The 20,923-nt window shown below is 60.6% G+C and carries 15 protein-coding genes; 7 read left to right on the forward strand and 8 right to left on the reverse strand.

Translation table 11 applies throughout. The features are described 5' to 3' along the window. The first annotated feature begins 1,303 nt into the window (after nt 1–1,303). From VJ698_RS03310 to VJ698_RS03330, 5 genes are all read left to right on the forward strand, one after another. Nucleotides 1,304–3,454 (forward strand): phage integrase family protein, encoded by a 2,151-nt coding sequence (locus VJ698_RS03310; RefSeq protein ID WP_324101252.1) that lies wholly within the window; start codon nt 1,304–1,306, stop codon nt 3,452–3,454. A gap of 56 nt (nt 3,455–3,510) precedes the next feature. Further along, nucleotides 3,511–4,062, forward strand: a complete 552-nt coding sequence (locus VJ698_RS03315) for an endonuclease V (RefSeq protein ID WP_324101253.1) — start codon at nt 3,511–3,513, stop codon at nt 4,060–4,062. 39 nt (nt 4,063–4,101) lie between these two features. Next, on the forward strand, nt 4,102–4,548 hold the full coding sequence (locus VJ698_RS03320) for an SRPBCC family protein (RefSeq protein ID WP_324101254.1): 447 nt from the start codon (nt 4,102–4,104) through the stop codon (nt 4,546–4,548). A gap of 213 nt (nt 4,549–4,761) precedes the next feature. Then, nucleotides 4,762–5,205 carry a CopD family protein gene (locus VJ698_RS03325; protein ID WP_324101255.1) on the forward strand — a complete coding sequence of 148 codons (444 nt, stop codon included), beginning with the start codon at nt 4,762–4,764 and terminating at the stop codon, nt 5,203–5,205. A gap of 222 nt (nt 5,206–5,427) precedes the next feature. Further along, nucleotides 5,428–7,326 carry an ABC transporter ATP-binding protein gene (locus VJ698_RS03330; RefSeq protein ID WP_324101256.1) on the forward strand — a complete coding sequence of 633 codons (1,899 nt, stop codon included), beginning with the start codon at nt 5,428–5,430 and terminating at the stop codon, nt 7,324–7,326. A gap of 21 nt (nt 7,327–7,347) precedes the next feature. Here the strand turns inward: VJ698_RS03330 and VJ698_RS03335 are convergent, their stop codons facing one another. Beyond that, nucleotides 7,348–9,318, reverse strand: a complete 1,971-nt coding sequence (locus tag VJ698_RS03335; protein ID WP_324101257.1) for a U32 family peptidase — start codon at nt 9,316–9,318, stop codon at nt 7,348–7,350. Nucleotides 9,319–9,537: 219 nt separating this feature from the next. Here VJ698_RS03335 and VJ698_RS03340 point away from each other — a divergent pair, with 219 nt between their 5' ends. Together VJ698_RS03340 and VJ698_RS03345 are read left to right on the forward strand one after the other, a co-directional pair. After that, on the forward strand, nt 9,538–9,672 hold the full coding sequence (locus VJ698_RS03340; RefSeq protein ID WP_324101259.1) for a hypothetical protein: 135 nt from the start codon (nt 9,538–9,540) through the stop codon (nt 9,670–9,672). Nucleotides 9,673–10,092: 420 nt separating this feature from the next. Then, nucleotides 10,093–10,458: a hypothetical protein gene (locus VJ698_RS03345; protein WP_324101261.1), complete on the forward strand. Its 366-nt coding sequence runs from the start codon at nt 10,093–10,095 to the stop codon at nt 10,456–10,458. 148 nt (nt 10,459–10,606) lie between these two features. Here the strand turns inward: VJ698_RS03345 and VJ698_RS03350 are convergent, their stop codons facing one another. The 7 genes from VJ698_RS03350 to trpS all read right to left on the reverse strand — a co-directional run bounded on the left by VJ698_RS03350 (nt 10,607) and on the right by trpS (nt 20,222). Further along, nucleotides 10,607–12,301: an AMP-binding protein gene (locus VJ698_RS03350; RefSeq protein ID WP_324101262.1), complete on the reverse strand. Its 1,695-nt coding sequence runs from the start codon at nt 12,299–12,301 to the stop codon at nt 10,607–10,609. A gap of 258 nt (nt 12,302–12,559) precedes the next feature. Continuing rightward, complete coding sequence (locus VJ698_RS03355; RefSeq protein ID WP_324101263.1) at nt 12,560–13,699, reverse strand: ABC transporter permease; 1,140 nt, start codon at nt 13,697–13,699, stop codon at nt 12,560–12,562. 5 nt (nt 13,700–13,704) lie between these two features. Beyond that, on the reverse strand, nt 13,705–14,889 hold the full coding sequence (locus tag VJ698_RS03360) for an ABC transporter permease (protein ID WP_324101264.1): 1,185 nt from the start codon (nt 14,887–14,889) through the stop codon (nt 13,705–13,707). 10 nt (nt 14,890–14,899) lie between these two features. Continuing rightward, nucleotides 14,900–15,877, reverse strand: coding sequence for an HlyD family secretion protein (locus VJ698_RS03365; protein ID WP_324101265.1), 978 nt, complete (start codon nt 15,875–15,877; stop codon nt 14,900–14,902). Nucleotides 15,878–15,891: 14 nt separating this feature from the next. Beyond that, nucleotides 15,892–17,313: a TolC family protein gene (locus VJ698_RS03370; protein WP_324101266.1), complete on the reverse strand. Its 1,422-nt coding sequence runs from the start codon at nt 17,311–17,313 to the stop codon at nt 15,892–15,894. 348 nt (nt 17,314–17,661) lie between these two features. Next, on the reverse strand, nt 17,662–19,002 hold the full coding sequence (locus VJ698_RS03375; protein ID WP_324101267.1) for a hypothetical protein: 1,341 nt from the start codon (nt 19,000–19,002) through the stop codon (nt 17,662–17,664). Between the two features lie 209 nt (nt 19,003–19,211). Further along, nucleotides 19,212–20,222: a tryptophan--tRNA ligase gene (gene trpS / locus VJ698_RS03380; RefSeq protein ID WP_324101268.1), complete on the reverse strand. Its 1,011-nt coding sequence runs from the start codon at nt 20,220–20,222 to the stop codon at nt 19,212–19,214. Between the last annotated feature and the right edge of the window lie 701 nt (nt 20,223–20,923).

Consider the following 20,923-nt stretch of genomic DNA (forward strand, 5'->3'; position numbering starts at 1 on the left):
GCGCAATATGCCGCATCTCGGCGAAACGGGTGATGCCCACGGGGGCCAACGACGGCAAGCGGAGATGCAGATCGGGAAGCGTGAGATGCATAACCGCTCCTGGCAACTGGACATGAAACCGGACCGGGCCGTAGCAGTCCGCAATCCATTATCATCCGCGGCTTTCATTCGCGATGATGCCGGTGCAGCGAAATAGCTGGGCAGGACGACCTGCCCCTTGCTCCCAAAAATTCACCCAGGATGGCGCAGGTGCGTGAAGTCCAGCAGGTCTCCTCGGCTGCACCAATTTCCGCATACGGTGGAGGCAATTGATTTACGCATGATCTGCCCGCTTAGACCCAGCCTCGGGTCACTGAAATCTGCGGGTATTCCAATCCCCGGATATTCTCACCTTTGCAGATCTTGGCTCATCCCATCGGCGTGAGCTGTCAGCTTTCTCCGCCCAGATGTCGCCTCACCCCATGCAGTCAATGCCACTTCCTGCAGTATCAATCTGTTCAGACCTCGGGATGCGGATCACATGGACGGCATGCCCCATTCTTCACATAGCCCGCGTCCCATTGAGATAGCAGGGCACCATCGTAGGCATAGGCGAAAACACCGCTCATCCCCAACGACTCATTACCGGACCATGTGGCGTTCCGTCGGCTATATTTACCTCGCAATGGTCGATACCCGGCTGCCGCGGATCGATAGGAGCAGCCGCCACAGCAGTGTTCGGTCCCTGAATACTCTCACCTTTGCCTTTGCAGAGCATATGCATCCCCTTTGTGAGCTCTGACATAGGCAACTTGCTTGTTCGTTCCCCACCAAAGACATTGATGATTGACGTACTGCCTCTAGGGATCACCACGGTCCTTCGAGATGAGGATAGCTCTCTTTGTCCTTCTGTTTATTCAGTTGGCCGGAAACATTTGACCCTCAAGGCAGATCCTTATGCCTCTGCACCGCGCTCCCTTCGAACGTTCCTGGATTCGGTCCCTGTGCGATCTCACCTTTCCTGTTTTCCGTGGCTCTGCCACGTGCCACCCCTTGCGAGGAACCTCGGCCGCCGGCGACACTTCCCATGATCCTCGTTGGATCACGCTCTCACAATTGCCGTACGCAGATCTTGAATGCGCTCCTTAAAATTCATATTATCAAGCACCGCAAAAACTGTTGTAAAATTCACGATAGTTGCAGTAGTGCCACAAAAGTGCCAGCTAGATCAACAACTTAGAGCGCCGCTGCGTAGTGGTGCGGTTCGGCCGCCGAGTGGGCCCTTACTGGCAACTTTCGATCATTTCCCGCAGTACAGAAAAATATGTCCAAACATGGCATCGAAGGGAGCGACGCTGCCTCAGGTACTGCCTCGCAGGCGGCAATCGGGCCAGGCATGACAGGGGAGGCGCCCGCGTATCCCGTTTCCACGCCTGTCCCTCCAGCTCGATCCGGCACGGCGCATTCGCGCAAGCTGCATCTCGGCCATGTCGCGTTCATGCGCGCTGTCGTACAGGGTCTCGATACTCGCGAAAGCTGGAACCGGTATCTGCGCATCGAAGGCGAGCATGACGACATCCGCAATGTCCGGCGCACGGTCCAATGGATACGCGACGAATTCGCCGCCGCCGCCAAACGCCACGAACGCTACGGTACCGCGCGCCTCGTACGGCTGGACGCCACACGGATTACCGACAAGGAGCAGGCGCTTCCCTCACTGGAGGATTTCGCGATCGAGCATGGACTGCTCGACTTCTCCGAATCCGAACAGCTCGAGTATTACGAAGCGCACCATGGACAGCACACACAGCGCCAGTCGCGTCGTGTGCGTGTCGTCGCCCGCCAGCTCGACGCGCTGGCCTGGCTCGAAAAGCTGGTCGCACAGCCGCCGCATCCCGACGACCCGATCGCTTCCTGGCTGCATCCTGACCTCGTAGCTCATCTTGACGCGGGTGGAATCAAATCCGTTCGCCAGCTCGTCGACCGGATCAACGGACTCGGCAAGCGTTGGTGGACCGGTCTGCGCGCCATCGGTGCTGCCAAAGCCGAGCGGATCATGGATTGGTTGCACGCGCATGAAGCATCGCTCGGCCTGACGATCGGCGCGCATGTGCATATCAAACGTTCGGCGCTGCGGCCCCACGAACTTGCCCGCGTTGTGCAAGCTTCGACGGCTGTCGTTCCTCTGGAAAAACTCGTTGTGCCATCGGCACTGGATGGTGCAAATGGTCTCTATCGCGCGCCGCGGCAGTTGTGCCGGATTGATGCGAAAACCGACCTTGGCGCCGTGCTCGCGTGGATCAAGGCAAAACCGGGCCTGTCTTCCGAGCAGACTGCGGCGCTCAAACGCAAGAGACGTGTGGATCCCGCTGCACCGGAAGGGCAGGCCTCATGGCTGAACTATCTCTCCCACACGCAGCGTGCCTACCGCAAGGAAGCCGAACGCTTCCTGCTGTGGGCTATCGTCGAGCGTCGCAAAGCACTGTCGTCCATGACCTCCGAGGACTGCCAGACCTACCGGGCCTTCCTTGCCAATCCCTTGCCGGCGGAGCGCTGGTGCGGGCCGCGCGGACGTGAAAAATGGGGCCCTTTGTGGCGACCCTTCGAAGCGCCGCTCTCTCCACGCGCCCAGGCTCAGGCGATCACGATCCTCAAGAACCTTTTCAAGTTCTTGGTGGACCAGTACTACCTGATCGGGAATCCATGGAATGATGTCGCTCCGCCAAAATCCGCTTCCCGACCCGCCACCGAGCGCCGCTTCAGTCGTGAGCAGTGGGAACTCATCGAAGACCAGCTTGACCATCTTCCAGCCACCTCGGCCAACCAGCGCTTGCGCTTCGCGCTGCATTTCTTTTATGCGACGGGGCTCCGGTTGTCGGAAGCCGTCGCCGCGAAGCTCGATCACCTGGACTGGATGAGTTACCCCGGCGACAAGCCCGGTGACGAGATCGTCGAAGGCTGGGAACTCACTGTCCGCGGGAAAGGTGAGACTCTACGGGGAGTGCCCGTGCCGTTCGACCTGGTTGATGAGCTGTCCGCGTATCTCGTTGCGCGCGGTCTTGCATCCGACATCAAGGACCACGCGAATCGCGGCGCATTCCTGTTCGGCAAGGCCATCGACGTCGCGGAGCGCGCGCCGTGGTCGCCCGAACGCACCACGGCGTTTGATTCCAAAGAGGGGATCGCGACCAGCACCCTTTATGCCCAGTTGAAGGATTTCTTTACTACTTGTGCCGCGAAACTCGCCTCGACGGATCCGAAAGGCGCACAAGCTTTCGAGGCCGCCAGCACGTACTGGTTGCGTCATACCCACGGTGCGCATTCCATCGACGCCGGCGTACCTTTCGACGTCCTGCAACAAAACCTCGGACATGCGTCGCTCAATACAATCGTCCTCCCGGCGCCCAATGACGGTCGCCGGCGCATGCAGGCTGTGCAGGCGTTCTGGGCGCAGAAAGGCAAGCGAACGAAATGAGGTCCGGCAGTCCATCTTGCTCGCCACGCGCCCCACCCTCATAACCACGACATCCCATGACCATCGGCTTTCTTGATGTGCATTACGACACCCGCGGAGCGCAGGCGGCATGCATCGTCGCTGACTCATGGACAGCCGAAGCGGCGCTGTGCTCCTGTGTCGATGTCATCAAGGAGGTGCGGCCCTATCAGCCCGGCAGTTTTTATCTTCGCGAATTGCCGTGTCTTATTTCCGTGCTCCGATTGCTTCCTGCGCTGCCGGATATGCTCGTCATCGATGGCTACGTCTGGTTGCCGCCACTCGCACGGGCCGGACTCGGAGCACGCCTGTATGAAACGCTGCAACGCCGTGTTCCGGTGGTCGGCATCGCAAAGACGGCGTTTGCCGGAGGCGAGGCGTGTGCTGACGTCGTACCGGTCTGGCGGGGTACCTCAGGCAAACCGCTCTTCGTCACGGCTGCCGGCGTGGATATCCATGCCGCAGCAGAATGGGTCAGATCCCTGGCAGGCAAGCATCGCCTTCCCATTCTGGTGAGCATGGCCGATCGCCTATCGAGACAACCTGTTGCCATGCAAGCTGTCGATTTTCCACGTCTTCATTCGTCGTAAGATACAGAGGGCCGTCCTCTGTTTTTGGGAAAACCGATCATGTCTACCAATACTGCCCGTCTTCATCGTGTCCTCAAGGCCACGCCAGAGCGTGTTTACCGCGCATTCCTCGATGCTGATGCCTTGGTCAAGTGGCTGCCGCCAAATGGTTTCACCGCAAAGGTTCACCATCTCGAAGCAACCGTGGGCGGAAACTACCGAATGTCGTTTACCAACTTCACCAATGGCCATAGCCATTCCTTCGGTGGGGACTATCTTGAACTGGTGCCGCATGAGCGCATTCGTTACACAGGCACATTCGATGATCCGAACCTGCCAGGCATGATGCAAACGACGGTGACCCTGCGCGCGGTATCCTGCGGCGTCGAGTTGAACGTTGTGCAGGAAGGCATACCCGAGGTCATTCCAGTGGAGGCTTGTTATCTCGGCTGGCAGGAATCGCTGGTATTGCTCGGCAAGCTGGTTGAACCCGAGATTCGCGAGTAGACGAGCGTACCTTGTCTCCGGGCTGTGGCGCCTGCCGCTTGTGCGGGAGGTTTGCATGCGCGCGTCATCCGCAAGGGTGGCGCGCCATCTGCAAAACCGTCCAAAACAATTTGAGTCTTATCCCGCGGCAATTTAACATGTGGGTTCCCGGCCGGCATCTTCATCGCGTGTCGTCCATGGCATCCTCGATCGACACACCTGGTTTTACCTTCCATGTATAGCTACGTTCTTCTGCTGCATGTTCTTTCCGCCACAGTCTGGACCGGCGGGCATCTTGTGCTGGCAATGGCGGTCCTGCCACGCGCGCTCGCCGCACGCGATCCCGAAATCCTTCTCGCGTTCGAGTCGGGATATGAACGCATCGGCATGCCGGCCTTGCTTATCCAGGTCGTCTCCGGTTTGTGGATGGCGCATAACATATTGCCCGACATCGCAGCGTGGTTGTCCGTTGCGTCCTCGCCCTCTCGGCTCATCACCTTCAAACTGGCGCTGCTCGCCACCACCGCGGTCCTGGCAGTGGACGCACGATTTCGCATCATCCCCAATCTCAGTGCAGAGACGCTGCCCGTCATGGCGCGCAGAATCAGGCTGGTCACCGCCGTATCGGTGCTGTTCGTCGTGGTTGGTGTTTCGTTTCGCGGCGGACTGCTCGCCTGACTGAGCAGCCACAACCCACAATTCCTTTGTACTTGCCATTGTCGCCATGAGGTGTGTCGCGAGGCCGTTTCGTGTGACTTCGCCGCCACACCCACGCGAAACGCAGCGTGCCTGCATGATAGGATTGAACGCAGGAAATTTGCCGTTCACTCTCCCTCCCGATTGATCTCTCTTCTCTCTTGAAACGCCGCGCCGGGTTTGGCGTGCGATGGTTTACCGAATATGCTGTTCCAGTTCATGCCGTTCGTCCGCAGCAAGGGACTGGACGCACGCGGCCTCCATGAGGGCCGCAGCACTCAGAGCCCCAGGCACGGTGGTCTTTATCTCAATATGTGGCGCCATGCCGCAGGCGCGCGGTGCAAGCTGGGCTTGTCATGGCTGATGCTGGCCGGCGCCGCATTGATGGATCTGGCCTCTCCCTGGTTAGGCGCACGCGCCCTCGACGCGCTGCAGAAGAATGGGCCGCAGGCATTGTCGACCGCCGCCGCTTATGGAGCGGCCATTCTCGCTGCGGCCGTGATCGCGTGGTCATTGCATGGTCCGGCCCGAGTCGGCGAGCGACGCATTGCGCTGCACGTGCGCCGGAACTTCACCAATGCGCTCTATGCAAAGCTGATGCGCCTGCCCCTCGCGTGGCATGACCGGCATCATTCCGGCGAGCTGCAACAGCGCATCAGCCAGGCGTCGCTTGCGCTGCATGGTTTTACGCAGAACCAGTTCCAGTACATCAGGACGGTGGTCCAGTTCACCGGGGCTGCGGCTGCGATCATGTTTTTCTCGCCGCTCCTCGGCACAATCGCTGTGGCCGGATACGGCCTCGTCGGGATCGTGATGATCAGGTTTGATGTGACCTTGATGCGTCTCGCCAGAGAAGAGAACGCCGCCGAGCGCAAACACCAGGCCAAACTGCTGGACTTCCTCGGCAATGTCGCGACGGTCATGTCCTTTCGCATGCAGGACCGTTCAGGCCGCATGGTGAATGAAAAACTCGACAAGGTCTTCGTGCCGGCACGGAAGAGCATCACCCTCGTCGAGGCCAAGTGGTGCATAGCCGACTTGTTCAGCCTGGGCATTACCTGGGTTCTTGTCGCCGCAACGGTATGGATGAGTAATCGCAGCGGCGCCATCCGCATCGGCGGCATATTTCTTGTCCATCAATACGCGCAGCAGGCAAGGACGGTGGTGCTTGGCGTGGCGGACAAGCTTCAGACGATGGCGCGGGCACGCAGCGACTTGGCGAGCGCGGAGGCGATCTGGACGGCGACCGATCGACCGGAATCTGGCGTGCCGATCCCGGATGACTGGCAGCGCATCGACATCAGCGACTTGTGCTACGAACATGCCGTGGCAGTGGGTGGCGATGCGGATGCCAGCACCATCGGCAAAGCCGCCCATGCCGGTTCCGGTTTGAAGAAGATCGCGATGACGCTCCGGCGCGGCGAACGCATCGCGCTGGTCGGCCCCAGCGGTGCAGGCAAAAGCACCTTGATGCGCGTGCTGGCGGGCCAATACAGCCCGCACAGCCAGCACATCGACGTCGACGGAAAACATTACCCGGCTACTTGCCACCTCGGCAGCATCGCCACGCTCATTCCACAGGAAGCCGATGTGTTCGAGGCGTCGATCCGGGACAATATTTCGCTCTCCGGCGAGCACGCGGATCCAGAGATCGCAGAGGTGGTCAGCGTGAGCGCCTTTGATGCCGTCATGGCCGATATGTCATTGGGCATGGAGATGCCGCTGTCGGAACGCGGATGCAATCTTTCGGGTGGCCAGCGCCAGCGGCTTTGCCTTGCGCGGGGCCTGCTTGCGGCGCGGGGCAATTCCCTTTTGTTCCTCGATGAACCGACCAGTGCGCTCGACCCGATCACCGAGGAGACCGTATTCGGACGGATCAGGTCAGCATTGCCCGACACCTGCATCGTGGCTTCCGTTCACCGCATGAGCCTGCTGCACCACTTCGACAAAGTGATATTGATGGCAAACGGCCAGGTCCAGGATGTGGGCACCGTGGAGGAACTGCTGAACTGGCAGCCCGCATTCCGTGAAATGCTGCGGCAGCACGGCGCGGACCAAGGGAGTGCCACACCCTGGATGAAGCCGTCGGCACTCAGCGACTGATGCTGCGTGACGGGTTGTTCCTCAGCCGCGAGGGCGCTTGCGGTGGAAAACCAATGGGCTGTATGGCACGTCGGACGGCGGCGGTGAATTCAGGATGCCCGGCTTGATGGCGCCGACCACGTGCATTTCGCACGCCTTGCAGTCAAAGCGCAGCGTGTAACGTTCGTCGCCGTTGACCAGCGTCATTGGATCGGCGCGCACCTGGCCCTGCACGCCCTGCACGCCTTTTGCCTGCTTTGGGCAGAGGTTGAACGAGAAACGCAGACAGTGCTTGGTGATCATCAGCGATACCTCGCCTGCTTCCTCGTGTGCTTCGTAGGCCGCGTCGATTAGCTGCACGCCATGCTTGTGATAGAAGACGCGCGCTTTCTCGTTGTAGACGTTGGCCAGATAGGAGAGCTGCGTTTCGGGATACGTGGGGCGCGGCTCGGCCGGCGCCTTGCGCGGTGGACGCTGCCAGGCGGCCAGGCGTGCGGCTTCGTGTGCGGTGATCGCGTCGCGCCGCAACGCGTTGATGACCGATGCCGGCAAGAACCAGGCTTGCGACAACGACAGCGTGACCTGCGCGGCCTCGAACATTGTGTTGCCGAGTTTGGCAAGGCTGGCCCGCAAGGACGCTTCCGCCTGTTCGGCCTGCTGCGCCGGCTGCAGTGCGATGTCCGCATCGGTCGTGCTGACGATGCCGTCCTCGTCGCAAATCGTCAGGCGCAAGCCGCCGTCATGCTCGCTCAGCGTCAACTGCAGTGCGACCTTGCGTTCCGCCGACTTCTTCTGCAAGGCGGCTTCCCACTGGTGGTCACGGTTGCGGTGAATTTCGTTGCCAACCTTCAGGCCGGGCAAGTCGCTCATGACTTCGTTGGGGAAGACGCGCCAGCGCTGGCCTTCTGCATCTTCGCCCAGCTTTTCTGCGCGATTCGCCTGGATGCCGACCGTGCTGCGCTTGTGCATGTAATTCAGCCCGTCGCCATTGGCCATCGGCGCGTCGGTCACCAGATCGAAATGGTCGGCGCCGATGCGGCTGACCACGCCCAGTTTTACGCCCAGATATTTGGGCGAATCGAAGGCGCCGATATCGGGCTGCCGTCCGTTGGCAAAATATTCGGTGTGGCCGCGATGGAAATTCTTGTCCACGTCCGGCGTGAACAGCAGGCGCGTGCGCCCGCTGGAGGCACGCGCGAATTCGGGCCGGCGTTCCAGGACATCGTCGAGCAAGCGGCGATAGTGACCGGTGACATTCTTCACATAGCCGATGTCCTTGTAGCGCCCCTCGATCTTGAATGAGCGGATACCTGCATCGATCAGCGCTTCGAGGTTGCGGCTCTGGTCATTGTCCTTCATCGACAGCAGGTGCTTCTCATAGGCCACTACGCGGCCCTGATCATCGGTCAGCGTGTAGGGCAGGCGGCAAGCCTGCGAGCAGTCGCCGCGGTTGGCGCTGCGCCCGGTGTCCGCGTGGGAAATGTAGCACTGGCCGGAAAACGCCACGCACAGCGCGCCGTGGATGAAATACTCCAGCGGCGTATCGATCGCTTCGTGGATCTTGCGGATCTGTTCGAGGCTCAGTTCGCGCGCCAAGACCAGTTGGGAGAAGCCCACTGCCCCCAGGAAGCGGGCCCTGTCGAGCGTGCGGATGTCGCACTGGGTGCTGGCATGCAGCTGGATGGGCGGCAGGTCGATTTCGAGCAGGCCCATGTCCTGCACGATCAGCGCATCCACGCCGGCGTCATACAACTGCCAGGCCAGTTTGCGTGCTGTTTCCAGTTCTGCATCATGCAGGATGGTATTCATCGTCACGAAGATGCGGGCATGGTAACGGTGCGCGAATTCCACCAGGCTGGCGATGTCCTCGATCGGATTGCTGGCGTTGTGTCGCGCGCCGAACGACGGGCCGCCGATATAGACGGCATCCGCGCCGTGCACGATGGCCTCCCGGCCGATCTCGGCAGTTTTGGCGGGGGACAAAAGTTCAAGCTGGTGGTCGAGCAGAGACATGCGCAGCATCCTGACAGGCGAAGGCCGAAATTATAATCCGGCGATTGAAAGGGCATGGCGCAGCCACGCTGCATGAGCAATAAGACCTGTTGCGGTACGGGCTGTTCACTGGGCTTTTGCCGATCCATATTTTTTGCACCCGCAGGCAGCTCCCGCGTGATGGCAAAAGATGCAAGGGCAGGGCACTGTCGGCATGCAACTTGTCGGCCGCGATACCGAATGTGCAACATTACGCCGGTAATGATCCGGACGCCGCCGGCCATCGGTATCGTGCTGTCCATCGCACTCCTGCCGTACCTTGTCAGGCGTGCCACGCAGCGGCTGCATTGCTCGCACGATCCGGCCCGTGTGTGACCGTCTTTGGGCAGCACAACGTGGTGATGCGCATCGCTGACTGCGCAAAGGCAACGACGGCAGCGCCCGGCCGATATTCCGCTTCGACTCCGGCGTGCATGATGCCTCTGATTGGCGGGTGTTGGCATCAACGGTTCTCGATATCGGGAAAGAGGGCGCGAAGGAGCGGTTTGCCGGAGCGGCGCCGCATGGCGGTTTTCGCGCATGAATGCGGGCATTGCACACCTTTGCGCGCCGATGTCGTTCAAGTCGCATCCGAGCGCAATGAGACTGATTGTGCCGGAAATTTGGTACGGAAATTGCTCTGCAACCCGCTTGTGCCGGAAAGCGGAAAGAGCGTGGCAAACCTGCCAATGCAGCGCTTCCCGGAAGGTGTAGATCCGTTTGCGGATCGTTCACAAGGAATTGAGGGAGAAAGAAGTGAACCAGCAGTACACGACGCGTCTGGCCGCCCGGATGGCGCTTGCGTGGTGCGAGAAGCATCCTGCCTGGATGCGACTATGCGACATCGACAACATCGCGCGATATTACGTGCAGTGGCATGAACTGGGTGAAAAGGAAAAGCATCTCTGGGGGAGCGAGACTGCGTATAACGAGTTCGGCATCAAGAAGCCGAAAGTGAAGACTGGATTCGTCACCGATGAAGGCAGGTTCATCGACGACAATTGCCGGGTGCCTTATGGGCATTCAGCAATGGTCGTGAAGGTGGGTGTCGAAGCGGCACGCGTATTGCGTTCCGAGCAATACGCGGAAGAGGGGGATGAAAATCCGCTGGCAGTGCTTTAACAGCCTGTCGAGCTACGGCTGATCCGGAGCGCACTTTTTTTTGCCCACGAAAAGCACTCGGCGTACACCACGGATGTCACGGAAATCGACAGAATTTCTGTGTGTTTCGTGGAGCACGCCAAGTGTCTTCCTTGGACATCCAGAACGATCAGCCCTTCAGCTCAGGAAAGTCCTCCTCGAAAAACTCCATCGCGCTCTTTTCCCCGCTGCTGCGGCGGGCAGCTTCGATATTGCGCAGTTCGACGCGGCGAATCTTTCCTGAAATAGTCTTGGGCAGGTCGGAGAATTCGATGCGGCGGATACGCTTGAAGGGCGCGAGGTGGTTGCGCAGGAAGACGAAGATCTCCTTGGCCAGTTCCTTGTTCGGGGGGGAGTCGCCGCGCAGGACGATGAATGCCTTGGGCACCGCGAGGCGGACCGGATCCGGGCTGGGCACGACGGCGGCTTCGACGATCGCAGGATGCTCGATGAGTACGCTTTCGAGTTCGAAGGGGCTGATGCGGTAGTCCGATGCCTTGAACACGTCATCTGCGCGGCCGACGTAAGTGATGTAGCCGTCCTCGTCGCGGCTGGCCACGTCGCCCGTGTGGTAGTACCCGTTGCGCATGACCTCCGCGGTCTTCTCCGGACTGTCCATGTAGCCGAGCATCAGTCCTGTCGGCGCCGGGTTGAGCGCCAGGCAGACTTCACCTTCATTCGCTTCGCGCTCATCCGCATCCAGCAGCGCGACGCGATAGCCAGGCAAGGGTCGGCCCATCGATCCCGGCTTGAGCTTCTGATCGGGCGAGTTACCGATCTGCGCCGTGGTTTCGGTCTGGCCGAAGCCGTCGCGCAGGGTGATGTTCCACGCATTGCGCACCTGATCAATGATCTCCGGATTGAGCGGCTCGCCGGCGCCGATCAGTTCACGCAGCTTCAGGCGGTCGCGGTACTCGGACAGGTTCTCCTGGATCATCATGCGCCACACCGTCGGCGGCGCGCACATGGTGGTGACCTGGTAGCGCTCCAGCACGCCCAGCATGGCCTTCGCATTGAAGCGCGCATAGTTGTAAATGAAGATGCAGGCGCCGGCATTCCACGGTGCGAAGAAGCAGCTCCATGCATGTTTTGCCCATCCCGGCGAGGAGATGTTGAGGTGGACGTCTCCCGGCTGCAGGCCGATCCAGTACATGGTAGACAGGTGGCCGACCGGGTAGCTTTGATGCGAATGCAGCACCAGCTTCGGTTTAGAGGTGGTGCCGGAGGTGAAGTAGAGCAGCAGCGGATCGCTTGCCTTGGTCACGCCATCCGGCTTGAACTCGGCGGAGTGGCCTGCATAATCGAAAGGCTGCCAGCCCTCGGGCGCGCCGCCCACGCAGACGCGTGTGCAGTTCCCGGCGAGCCCGTTCAGCTTGTCGACGTGCGCCTGGCCGATCACGACATGCTTGACGTTGCCACGCTCGAGGCGGTCGCGCAGGTCGTCTTGCGACAGCAGCGTTGTGGCAGGAATCAGCACTGCGCCCAGCTTCATCGCGGCCAGCATGATTTCCCACAGCGGCACTTCATTGCCAAGCATCATCAGAATGCGGTCACCGCGGGTGACGCCGACGCCGCGCAGGAAGTTTGCTGCGCGGTTGGAGCGCTCCGCCATTTCGGCAAACGAGATTTTCTGCTCTGCTCCGGATTCGTCGACTACCCACAGCGCGGGATTGCCATTCCCTCGTGCCATGTTGTCGAAATAGTCGAGCGCCCAGTTGAATTCATCGAGTGCCGGCCAGCGGAATTCGCGGTATGCGGTGTCATAGTCGCCGCGATGTGCCAGCAGGAAATCGCGCGCTTTAAGGAAGGCATCGAAGCCGCTCATGTTGTCTACCTCCGTCAAAAATGATGGGATCAAAGGACGGAGGTGTCGCAGCAAAACCGGGAAGACACAGCTTCCGGCCCTTGGTCTGATTGTGATGGATGCACCGCGTCCGGCACGAATGCCGGGTGCCATATATCGGCAGCACCGCTGTGTGGAATCGTAGCGACTCTACCTGACGTTAACGTTAACGTCAATCAACGGACTTATCCATGATCAAGGGCGGCGAAACACAATTCGTCGCGTTTCAGCACGGCATCACTACGGGCTTCCGGCCGTTCGTTCCCTCGGCAGCGTTCGCCAGCGCCAGAAGCCCAGGGACATCGCAGCCGCGCCCAGCAATAGCATCGCGACGACTTCCTGCCGGACCTGCGGCAGCGAGGCGCCAAGCTGGTTGACGGCGATGAAGGACTGAATTCCCGCCGTCGATGGAAAAAGCCAGCGCAGTGCATGCAGCGGCGCCGGCAACGCCTCGACTGGCCAGGTGAGCCCTGAAAGGAACATGATGGGAAGGGCGGTCGCCACCAGCAACTGGGCGCTACGCTCGCGGGTACGGAACAAAGTGCCGAGCAGCATGCCGAATGCGGCCACCGTGAGGGAGAACAGTGGCACGAGAACCAGCATGCCCGTGATGTTGCCGCCGCGCGGATAGTCCTGCCACCACAGCACGAAGCCGAAAAAGTAGAGCGCGTTGAGCATGGTCACCGACGCGTAAGCGGCAAGCACGCCGCTGTACGAGGACAGTCGCGTGTCGTAGGGCAGGCCGCCGGATTCGAACCAGGTGCCGAACATCAGTGCGACGGCGATCAGCAGTGTCTGCTGGATGATGAGAACCATCACTCCCGGCACGATGTAAGCGCCATAGCCTTCGCGCACATTGAACAAGGGAACCGGAATGACGGTCAGCGGCTGGCGTTGCGCCATGGCTTGCGCGGCGGAAGGCGTGGTTGCATTCAGGCGCTTGATTTCGATACCGGCGGACACCGTACCTACCGCCTCCGCGAGCCCATTCAGAGCAGCCTTGTTGAGCATCATGTAGACACCGTTGCCGGACAGGTCGAGTTCGCCTTGCCGGCCGCGCAGGATTTTTTCGGTGAAGCCGGCTGGAATCAACAGCGTACCCGCGATCTCGCCACGCCAGAGCAGGTCCTGCGCTTCCGCCATCGTTGGCGAGACGGCCACTACATTAACGGAAGGATGGGCCGCCGCATAGCGTGTGACCTGCCGGGACAAGGAAGTGCGGTCCTGGTCCACGACTGCAATGGGCACGCGCTGCACGCTTTCCTTGCTGTAGGGAAGCGGATAGAAAAAGGAATAGACGATGCCGCCGACGAAGAACAGCAGGATCGCGGCTGGATCACGCAGGATGGCCCGCCAGGTTTGGCCGAATGCGCGCCACATGTTTCTCATCTGCGCCCCCAATTGCCGGGATGACGGCCGCGCCATGCAAGGAGCAGGGCGCCGATGAGGCCGAAGCCCGCGGTAAAGCCCAGCAGGACGAGTGCTTCCGGCAGGGTGCTGCGCCAGGGCGCGCCTTCCAGCCAGGTGCGGCTCTGCAGCTGCAAATAATGCGTCAGGGGCAGTGCCTCCGCCCAGGCGCGCGCCACCGCCGGCATTGCCAGCAGGGGGAATCCTTGCCCGGAGAAGGCGAACGCAGGAGCGGCGATGAAGGCTGTGGCCGAAAGCGCGGTGCGCAGCGACAGGCAGGCTCCAATGATGAGCAGGCCGAGCGCCAGATAGGCAAGCGTCAGCAGGGCAATGCCGCCCAGGGTCATGGCCACGCTGCCTTCGATGCGCCAGCCGCGCAAGCCGGCGAACAGGGCGATCACGAGCAATCCGTGGACGAGAAAGGCCAGCATCGGGAGGGCGAGTTTGCCGAGGATCGCGATGCTCCAGCGATCGTTGGCCGAGGCCAGCCATTGCGGCACCGTGGCATCGCGCAGTTCGACGCCGATTGCGGTCACCGCGCCGAGTGCGATGAAAATTTGCAGGATCGACATCACTGCGGCCAGTCCAAGGAAGGATTCGTAACTGCCACTTTCATTGAACAGCGTCACCAGCCGCATCCTGATGGGCTCGTAGAGTTCGTTTGCCTGGATCACGGAAGCGCCGCGCTTTTCGCGCCCGATGCGCTCGATGCCGACCGATAGCGTGGTCGCCACCGCACGCACGTCGCGCGTCATCGATCCGGCATGGACGGCGAACTGCGCGTTGTACGCCCATTGCACCGGCACGCTGCGGCCGGTGGCGATGTCGGCCTGCATGTCCTTCGGGATCGACAGGATGCCGAAGACGTGTCGCTCGCGCAGCCCGCGCAAGGCCTCATCGCGGTCCTGCGTTACCAGTGCCACGTGCAATCCGGGCGAGGCATCCAGCCATCGCACAAGGTTGCGCGAGAGGGACGACCCGTCCCCGTCGATGACGGCCAGTGGAAGGTTGCGCGGGACGCCTGCGGACAGTATCCACCACATCATCAGCCACATGAGCAGCGGAATCCAGGTGAGCATGCCGAAGTCCCACGGATCGGCGCGCAGGCGGCGCCATTCCCTGGCGGCGACGGCCATTGCGGGATGGTGATTGCTGTTTGCCATACGGCGCGCTTCAGTCGGCAGGGAAGACGATGCTCATTCCCGGTCGCAGGCCCTCGACAGCCTTCGCGGGACGCAGTCTGACTTCAAAGGTACGCAAGTCGGTGCCACCGGGGCGGGCAGCTTTCCACGTCGCAAAGTCTGGCATGGCCGACACGAAGGAGACCGTGAAGGGAACATCGGCCCTGAGCGCAGGCACATGGCCGGTGTGCGCCGTGCCCACGGCGTAGGGCTTGAGCTCATCCTCGCGCACGGTCACCACCGCCCAGGTATCGGCGAGATTGACGATGGTGACCACAGGGAAGCCCTGCGGCGCGAGTTCGCCCGCCTGGATCGAGATCTTGTTGATCTCGCCGTTGCCCGGCGATTTGATCTGCGTTTCGGCCAGGGCAACCTGTGCTTCCGCCACCACCCCTGCCACCTGCCGGGTCTGAGCTTCGGCGGCGCGCTTGTCTTCCGGGCGGGCACCATGCTGTGCCATGTCGTACTGCGCGCGTGCCGCTTGCGCAAGCTGTTCGGCGGCACGCCATTGCGCCTCGGCCTCGTCGCGCTTCTGTTGGGCGATCACGCCTTCCTTGTACATGGCCTGCACCCGCTGATAGGTCGCGTGCGCGATCCGCGCGCCGGTTTGCGCCCGCTCCCAGTTGTAACGAGCCATCGCGATTTCTTCCGGACGGGCGCCCGCCTGAGCCTTGCTGTATGTCGCCTGCACAGCTTCCTGTGCCGCCTTTGCCTGGGCTACCTTGGCCTGCACTTCCGGGCTGTCGAGTTCGAACAGGACGTCACCCTGTTTGACGGACTGCCCGAGCTGCACATCGATCTTGCCGACGCGCCCTGGCACCTTGGATGAGACATTGATTTCCTGCGCTTCGATCTGCCCTTGCAAAGGCGTGCGCGGCGGCGTGGCGGATTGCATCAGTCCCCACACTAGGAAGGCGGCAACGGCGAGGGCGGCGACGGAGGCGATTACTTTTTTGGTGGATACGGCCATGGTATATGTTCCGCTTACAGGGGGATGATGTGATCGGCAGCCTTGGCATAGTCTTGCAGGCGCGCCGGCTGCCCGCAGGATTCCAGCAGGCGGGCCAGTGCCATCACATACTCATAGGCGGCCTGCACCCGCTCGACGCGCGCCTTGGTCAGGTTGACCGAAGCGTCCGAGACGTCCATGGTCGTCGCCTGTCCTTCTCTGAAGGAGATGCGCGCCAGGCGCAGTGTTTCTTCGGCAAGGTCGATGGCAGACTGCATGGAGAGGAAACGGATACGCGCATCTTCCACCGCGCGCCACTGGCTTTCAACCAGTGTCGGGATATCCCGCTTTGCCTGCTCGGCTGCCACTTCGACGCGCTGCTGCTCGAGGCGTGCGGCTTCGTTCATCTGCGCATGGTCGAGACGGCCGACGATGGGAATCGCCAGCGTGAGGCCGACAAACCAGTTCGGCTGCACAAGGTGGTCATCACTGCGATTGCCGTTGTAATTGCCGACGGCGAAGATGGTCGGGCTGTGCTCGCTGCCTGCCAGCCTGGCCGATTCGACCGCCTGGCTGCGCTTGCTCGCGATCTTGTCCCAGGCCGCGTTGTTGCGCATGGCCGCGTCGATGAAGTCCTGCAGGGGGCCGACCGTTGCGCTGGATACGAACAGCGGCGTGATCGGCTGCACGGGCTGGGGCGCGGCCAGCAAGCGGGTCAGTGCAACCTGCGCGATCTCGGCGTCGCTCCTTGATTTTTCAGCTTCGCGTTTCGCATTATCGAGTGCGACATCGGCTTTCAGGTGATCGGCGCGCGAGATGAGGCCGATACGCTCCATCTTCGCTGCCATGTGCTGATGATCGGTGATGACCTCGACGGCAGCACTGCGCAGCTGAAAGGCCTGGCGCGCGAGTTGCAGCGTGAAATAGCGCTGCGCGATCTGGGTCGAAATCTGGTCTTCGGCGGATCGTAGTTCGGCGCGGGCCTCCTGCGCGCGTGCCGCAACGAGTCCTTTGACCGCCTGCAGCTTGCCGCCCGTATAGAGCGGCCAGATCGAGGTGAGGCCCAATGACGACAGATTGAAGGTGCGATTGGCGCTGACCACATTGGGGATTGCCGGCAGGCGCAGGTTCGGCGTGGCCGCGTCCAGACCGCCGATCAGTGGATTGGCCGCCTGCGCGACGGCACTCGTATCGAAATTGAAAGTGGTCGCCAGCCGGCCGGCGAAGCCTGTCAGCTGCAGGTCGGGGCCATCGATGCGGCGCAAGGCGTTGGCCTGCAGTTCCTTCGCCTGCGCATCCAGCTCAGCTCCTCGAACGGAACCTGCCACCCCGCGCGCCTGCCTGAGCGCACCCAGATAGTCGATGTCCATGGTGCTTTGGGCAGGCGCAGCGACAGCGCTTCCCGCCAGAATGGCAGCGATAACCGGTACCCAGCGATATCGAATCTTTGCTCGCATTGCTTTCCTTGTTCTTGTCGAAGCGGCGCGCTCGCATGTGGACGTGACTATGAGAGCTCAATTGCTTTTTGTCTGGATTGTACGTGCTTCGCGCGGGGTCAAACAGAAGGGGAGCGATGCGATAGAAGGCTTCCTCTAAAGTGGACATGAAGTGGACGGGGACGCTGTAGTTGGCGCGCTTGAATGAGAGCGCCAACTACAGCGTCCCACTGTCGACTGCCAAGTGAACTTGTGGTTACGCAGTCGGTGATTACTCATCGGTACTCTTAGTGCGCGCTGTTGATAGCGCGGTGCTCCCACGAGGTCTTTCGAAGAGTCTGCCTTGCCTCGTCCGCAAACTTGCGATCATCATTTGCCGGTAGCTCTTCCCCCTTCAGCCAGTGCACGAATAAACAATCGCGAATGGATTCCGAAGTTTGTCATCAGTCCCGCGACCAGCGTCGTCATTTCATCGCGTGCGGCGTCCGGCCCGGCGGATAACAGCGCATACAGGTCGACATCGGTACCAGATGCGGTCATCACGTAAGAAGGATCGGAAATGTATTTCGGCGGTATGGCATGCTCGAGGGCGGCATCGGTGGCGTCAGCCAGAGCGTGAGACTGCTTCGTGATGGATTCGCGAACCGCAGCGTCGGAATAGGCTGGATAACGGCGATCGTCCGCTGAGTTGCGTGTGGCGAGCAAGAGTGCGTCGTTGTCATCCTTTCTCTGGTAGGCGGCGCGCATTCTCCGGACCTGATAGTTTTCCAGCGCCTGGTGACGGTTCGAGACGAGCGTGATGGCATGCTCCTTTTCCGTCGTGAAGCCGAGCAGCGCGAGCGAGTTCGTCCAAAGCAGTGTCGGCGTACCTACGCCGGGTACGACCCGCGAGTGATAAGGCTGAGTCAGGTCCTGGATATAGTGCAGCGCCCATCCTGCAAAGCGCCAACCCCAGTAAGGATGGCCGCTGCGAAGGGCGTGCTGCGCGAGGGACTGGTAGAGATGAATACGGTATTCCGGATAGGTTCGCAGCAGGAATGGAGCGGCCTTGTAGACAATCCATTGCTCGTGGAAAAAGCCCATGTGCATGGGGGCCTGACTGGAAAATTCGAGCGCCGGGTTGCCGAACGGCTGTTTGCCGAACCCGTATCGCCTGCCGTAGTCGGTGCCGTTGTCTTCCCAGATGCCGATATCCAAACCGAAATCCGGTTCGTCCGAGGCGCTCGCCACCACATCGAGCGCAGCCACCATGTCACCCTCTTGCAAGCGTCGGAAAGTCGCTTTGTTGTGGTCGTCACGCTGGCCTACCGTGGTCACCTCAGCTCTCGGCATGACATCCGTGGCAGGCACGGTGGTGCCGGGACGAACCTGCAGGAAGAGTGTGAGCCGGGACGCAGGGTTGATTCGCAGTGCTGCAAGGAAGCGGCGGCGCATCTCGGGCGCGGCGCCACCCGGCCTGAAAGCGAGCGCGTCCGGCCGTGCCGGATAGTAAGGCACGTTATGTCTTGCCCATGCCTCTTCGACATTCAGCAGACGCTCTAGTGCAGGCGCTTCCGCAGCCACAAATGCTTCCAGGCTTTCAACCCGGAGTGGTTCCGCACCCGCCACTTCGGCTGCTGGTCCAAGCGCCTGCCATGTTCCCAGTGCATGGTTGCTCCATGCGTGGGCTGGGGGTGAAAAAGCCGCTGCTGTGGCGATAGCGAGGAACATTCGCCGCCATGGCGTGACCCGTGCATGCACAAATCGACGCATCATATTGCCTGTTCTCCTGTTATTGTTTTTTGCATATTACGCTAATGGTGTGCGCATGCATTCTGCCGGAGGTCAAGTGCTTGAAGCTATCAGTCACGCCGCGAGCGGCGCCATGCCTTTGCATTGATCATGGCGAATTTACCTGCGTCTCATCAGAACGGCTGCGTTCAATTGAAGTAATTCAAGCCAAGCGCTGCCTTTACCTCGTATACCGTCTGGCTGGCAACGAGACGTGCCTTTTCGGTGCCCTGGCGAAGGATGTTCATGACCTCGCCGCGATCCGCCGCGAACTGCTCGCGCCGTTGTCGAACCGGTTCCAGCAGGGCTTGCAGGTGCTCGTTCAGACGGCGCTTCAGGATGCTGTCTGCCAGGCCGCCTCGTCGGTAATGTGCCTTCAGGTCATCCAGCACGGTCGCATCGGGCTCGAACGCGTCAAGGAAGGCAAAGACCACATTTCCCTCGACCTGTCCCGGGTCGTCCACGCGCAAATGGTTTGGATCGGTATACATCCGGTTGACCGCCTTTTTGATGTCATCCGCACTGGCGCCGAGGTGTATGGCATTGTTCAAGGATTTGCTCATCTTCGCCTTGCCATCGATTCCCGGCAATCGCGTGACGGCGGACAGCACAGCTTCGCACTCGACCAGGATTTGGTCGCCCACCGTACTGTTGAACTTGCGTACCAGTTCATTCGTCTGTTCGATCATCGGAAGCTGATCGTCACCGACCGGAACCATGCTTGCCTTGAATGCCGTAATGTCTGCCGCCTGGCTGACCGGATACATGAGAAAGCCCGCCGGAATGTCGCGTTCGAAATCGCGCAGGCGGATCTCCTCTTTGATCGTCGGGTTCCGCTCAAGACGCGAGACGGTGACCAGGTTGAGCAGGTATTGCGTCAGCTCGGCCAGTTCGGGTACCTGCGACTGGACAAATATCGTCGACAGTCGGGGATCGATGCCGGCGGCAAGGTAATCGAGCGCGACTTCGACAACGTTATCGGTCACCTTCTGGTGGTGGCCCACGTTATCCGTCATCGCCTGCGTATCTGCCAGAAGCAGGAATTGCTGCGCTTTGTGTTGAAGTTCGACGCGTGTGCGAAGCGAGCCGACGTAGTGGCCGAGGTGAAGCGGGCCGGTGGTACGGTCGCCAGTCAGGATAATCGGTTTTGCTGTTGACATCTGGAATTCCCTTGGGTTGATGCCCACCGGTCAAAACAGCAATTGCCGAAACAAAAATGCCGCCCTGAACGGCGGCATGATTGGTAAGAATAAATAGAAACCGGCCGCCAGAATCAGGCGGACCACCAATATTGACGCATTGATGTGTTTGTTCCCATGCCGACAGTATATCACGCGGTGTCGCGTGCTTTGGCGAAGTCATGACGGCTGGATCGCGATGTGAACGAGTCGCAAACGGCGGAATGCTGATGAAATATTAACGAGCGCTGTGCCTTCCCCGGAACGAGAATAAATTTTTTTTTGGAAAGCACTTGTCGCATGCAATTGGCTTTGCTATAGTTCGCCTCCCGTCGCGAAACACGACAGAACAAAGCGCTCAACGCAGTGCTGCGTCCAAGGGAAAACCTCGACAAACAAAACGATTTGTCGACGCCGCGAAACACGAAAGTGTGCGCTGGCAGGACAGGTTCTTTAACAAGTAACAGCCGATAAGTGTGGGCGCTTGGTGGAAGTGCGACGGCGGCGAAAGTCGTCGAAGCTCAAATGATATCAAGTGCTCGCAGAAATATAGGTAGGTTTCGCAAGGAAGCTACCTGTCAGTATTTTGAGTGAGCGGGGTCCGAGAGGGCCCATGCCGGAGACGGCAACCACAGGAATTAAACTGAAGAGTTTGATCCTGGCTCAGATTGAACGCTGGCGGC

Origin of the sequence: Noviherbaspirillum sp., from assembly GCF_035254685.1 — a bacterium.
Classification (GTDB): domain Bacteria; phylum Pseudomonadota; class Gammaproteobacteria; order Burkholderiales; family Burkholderiaceae_D; genus Noviherbaspirillum.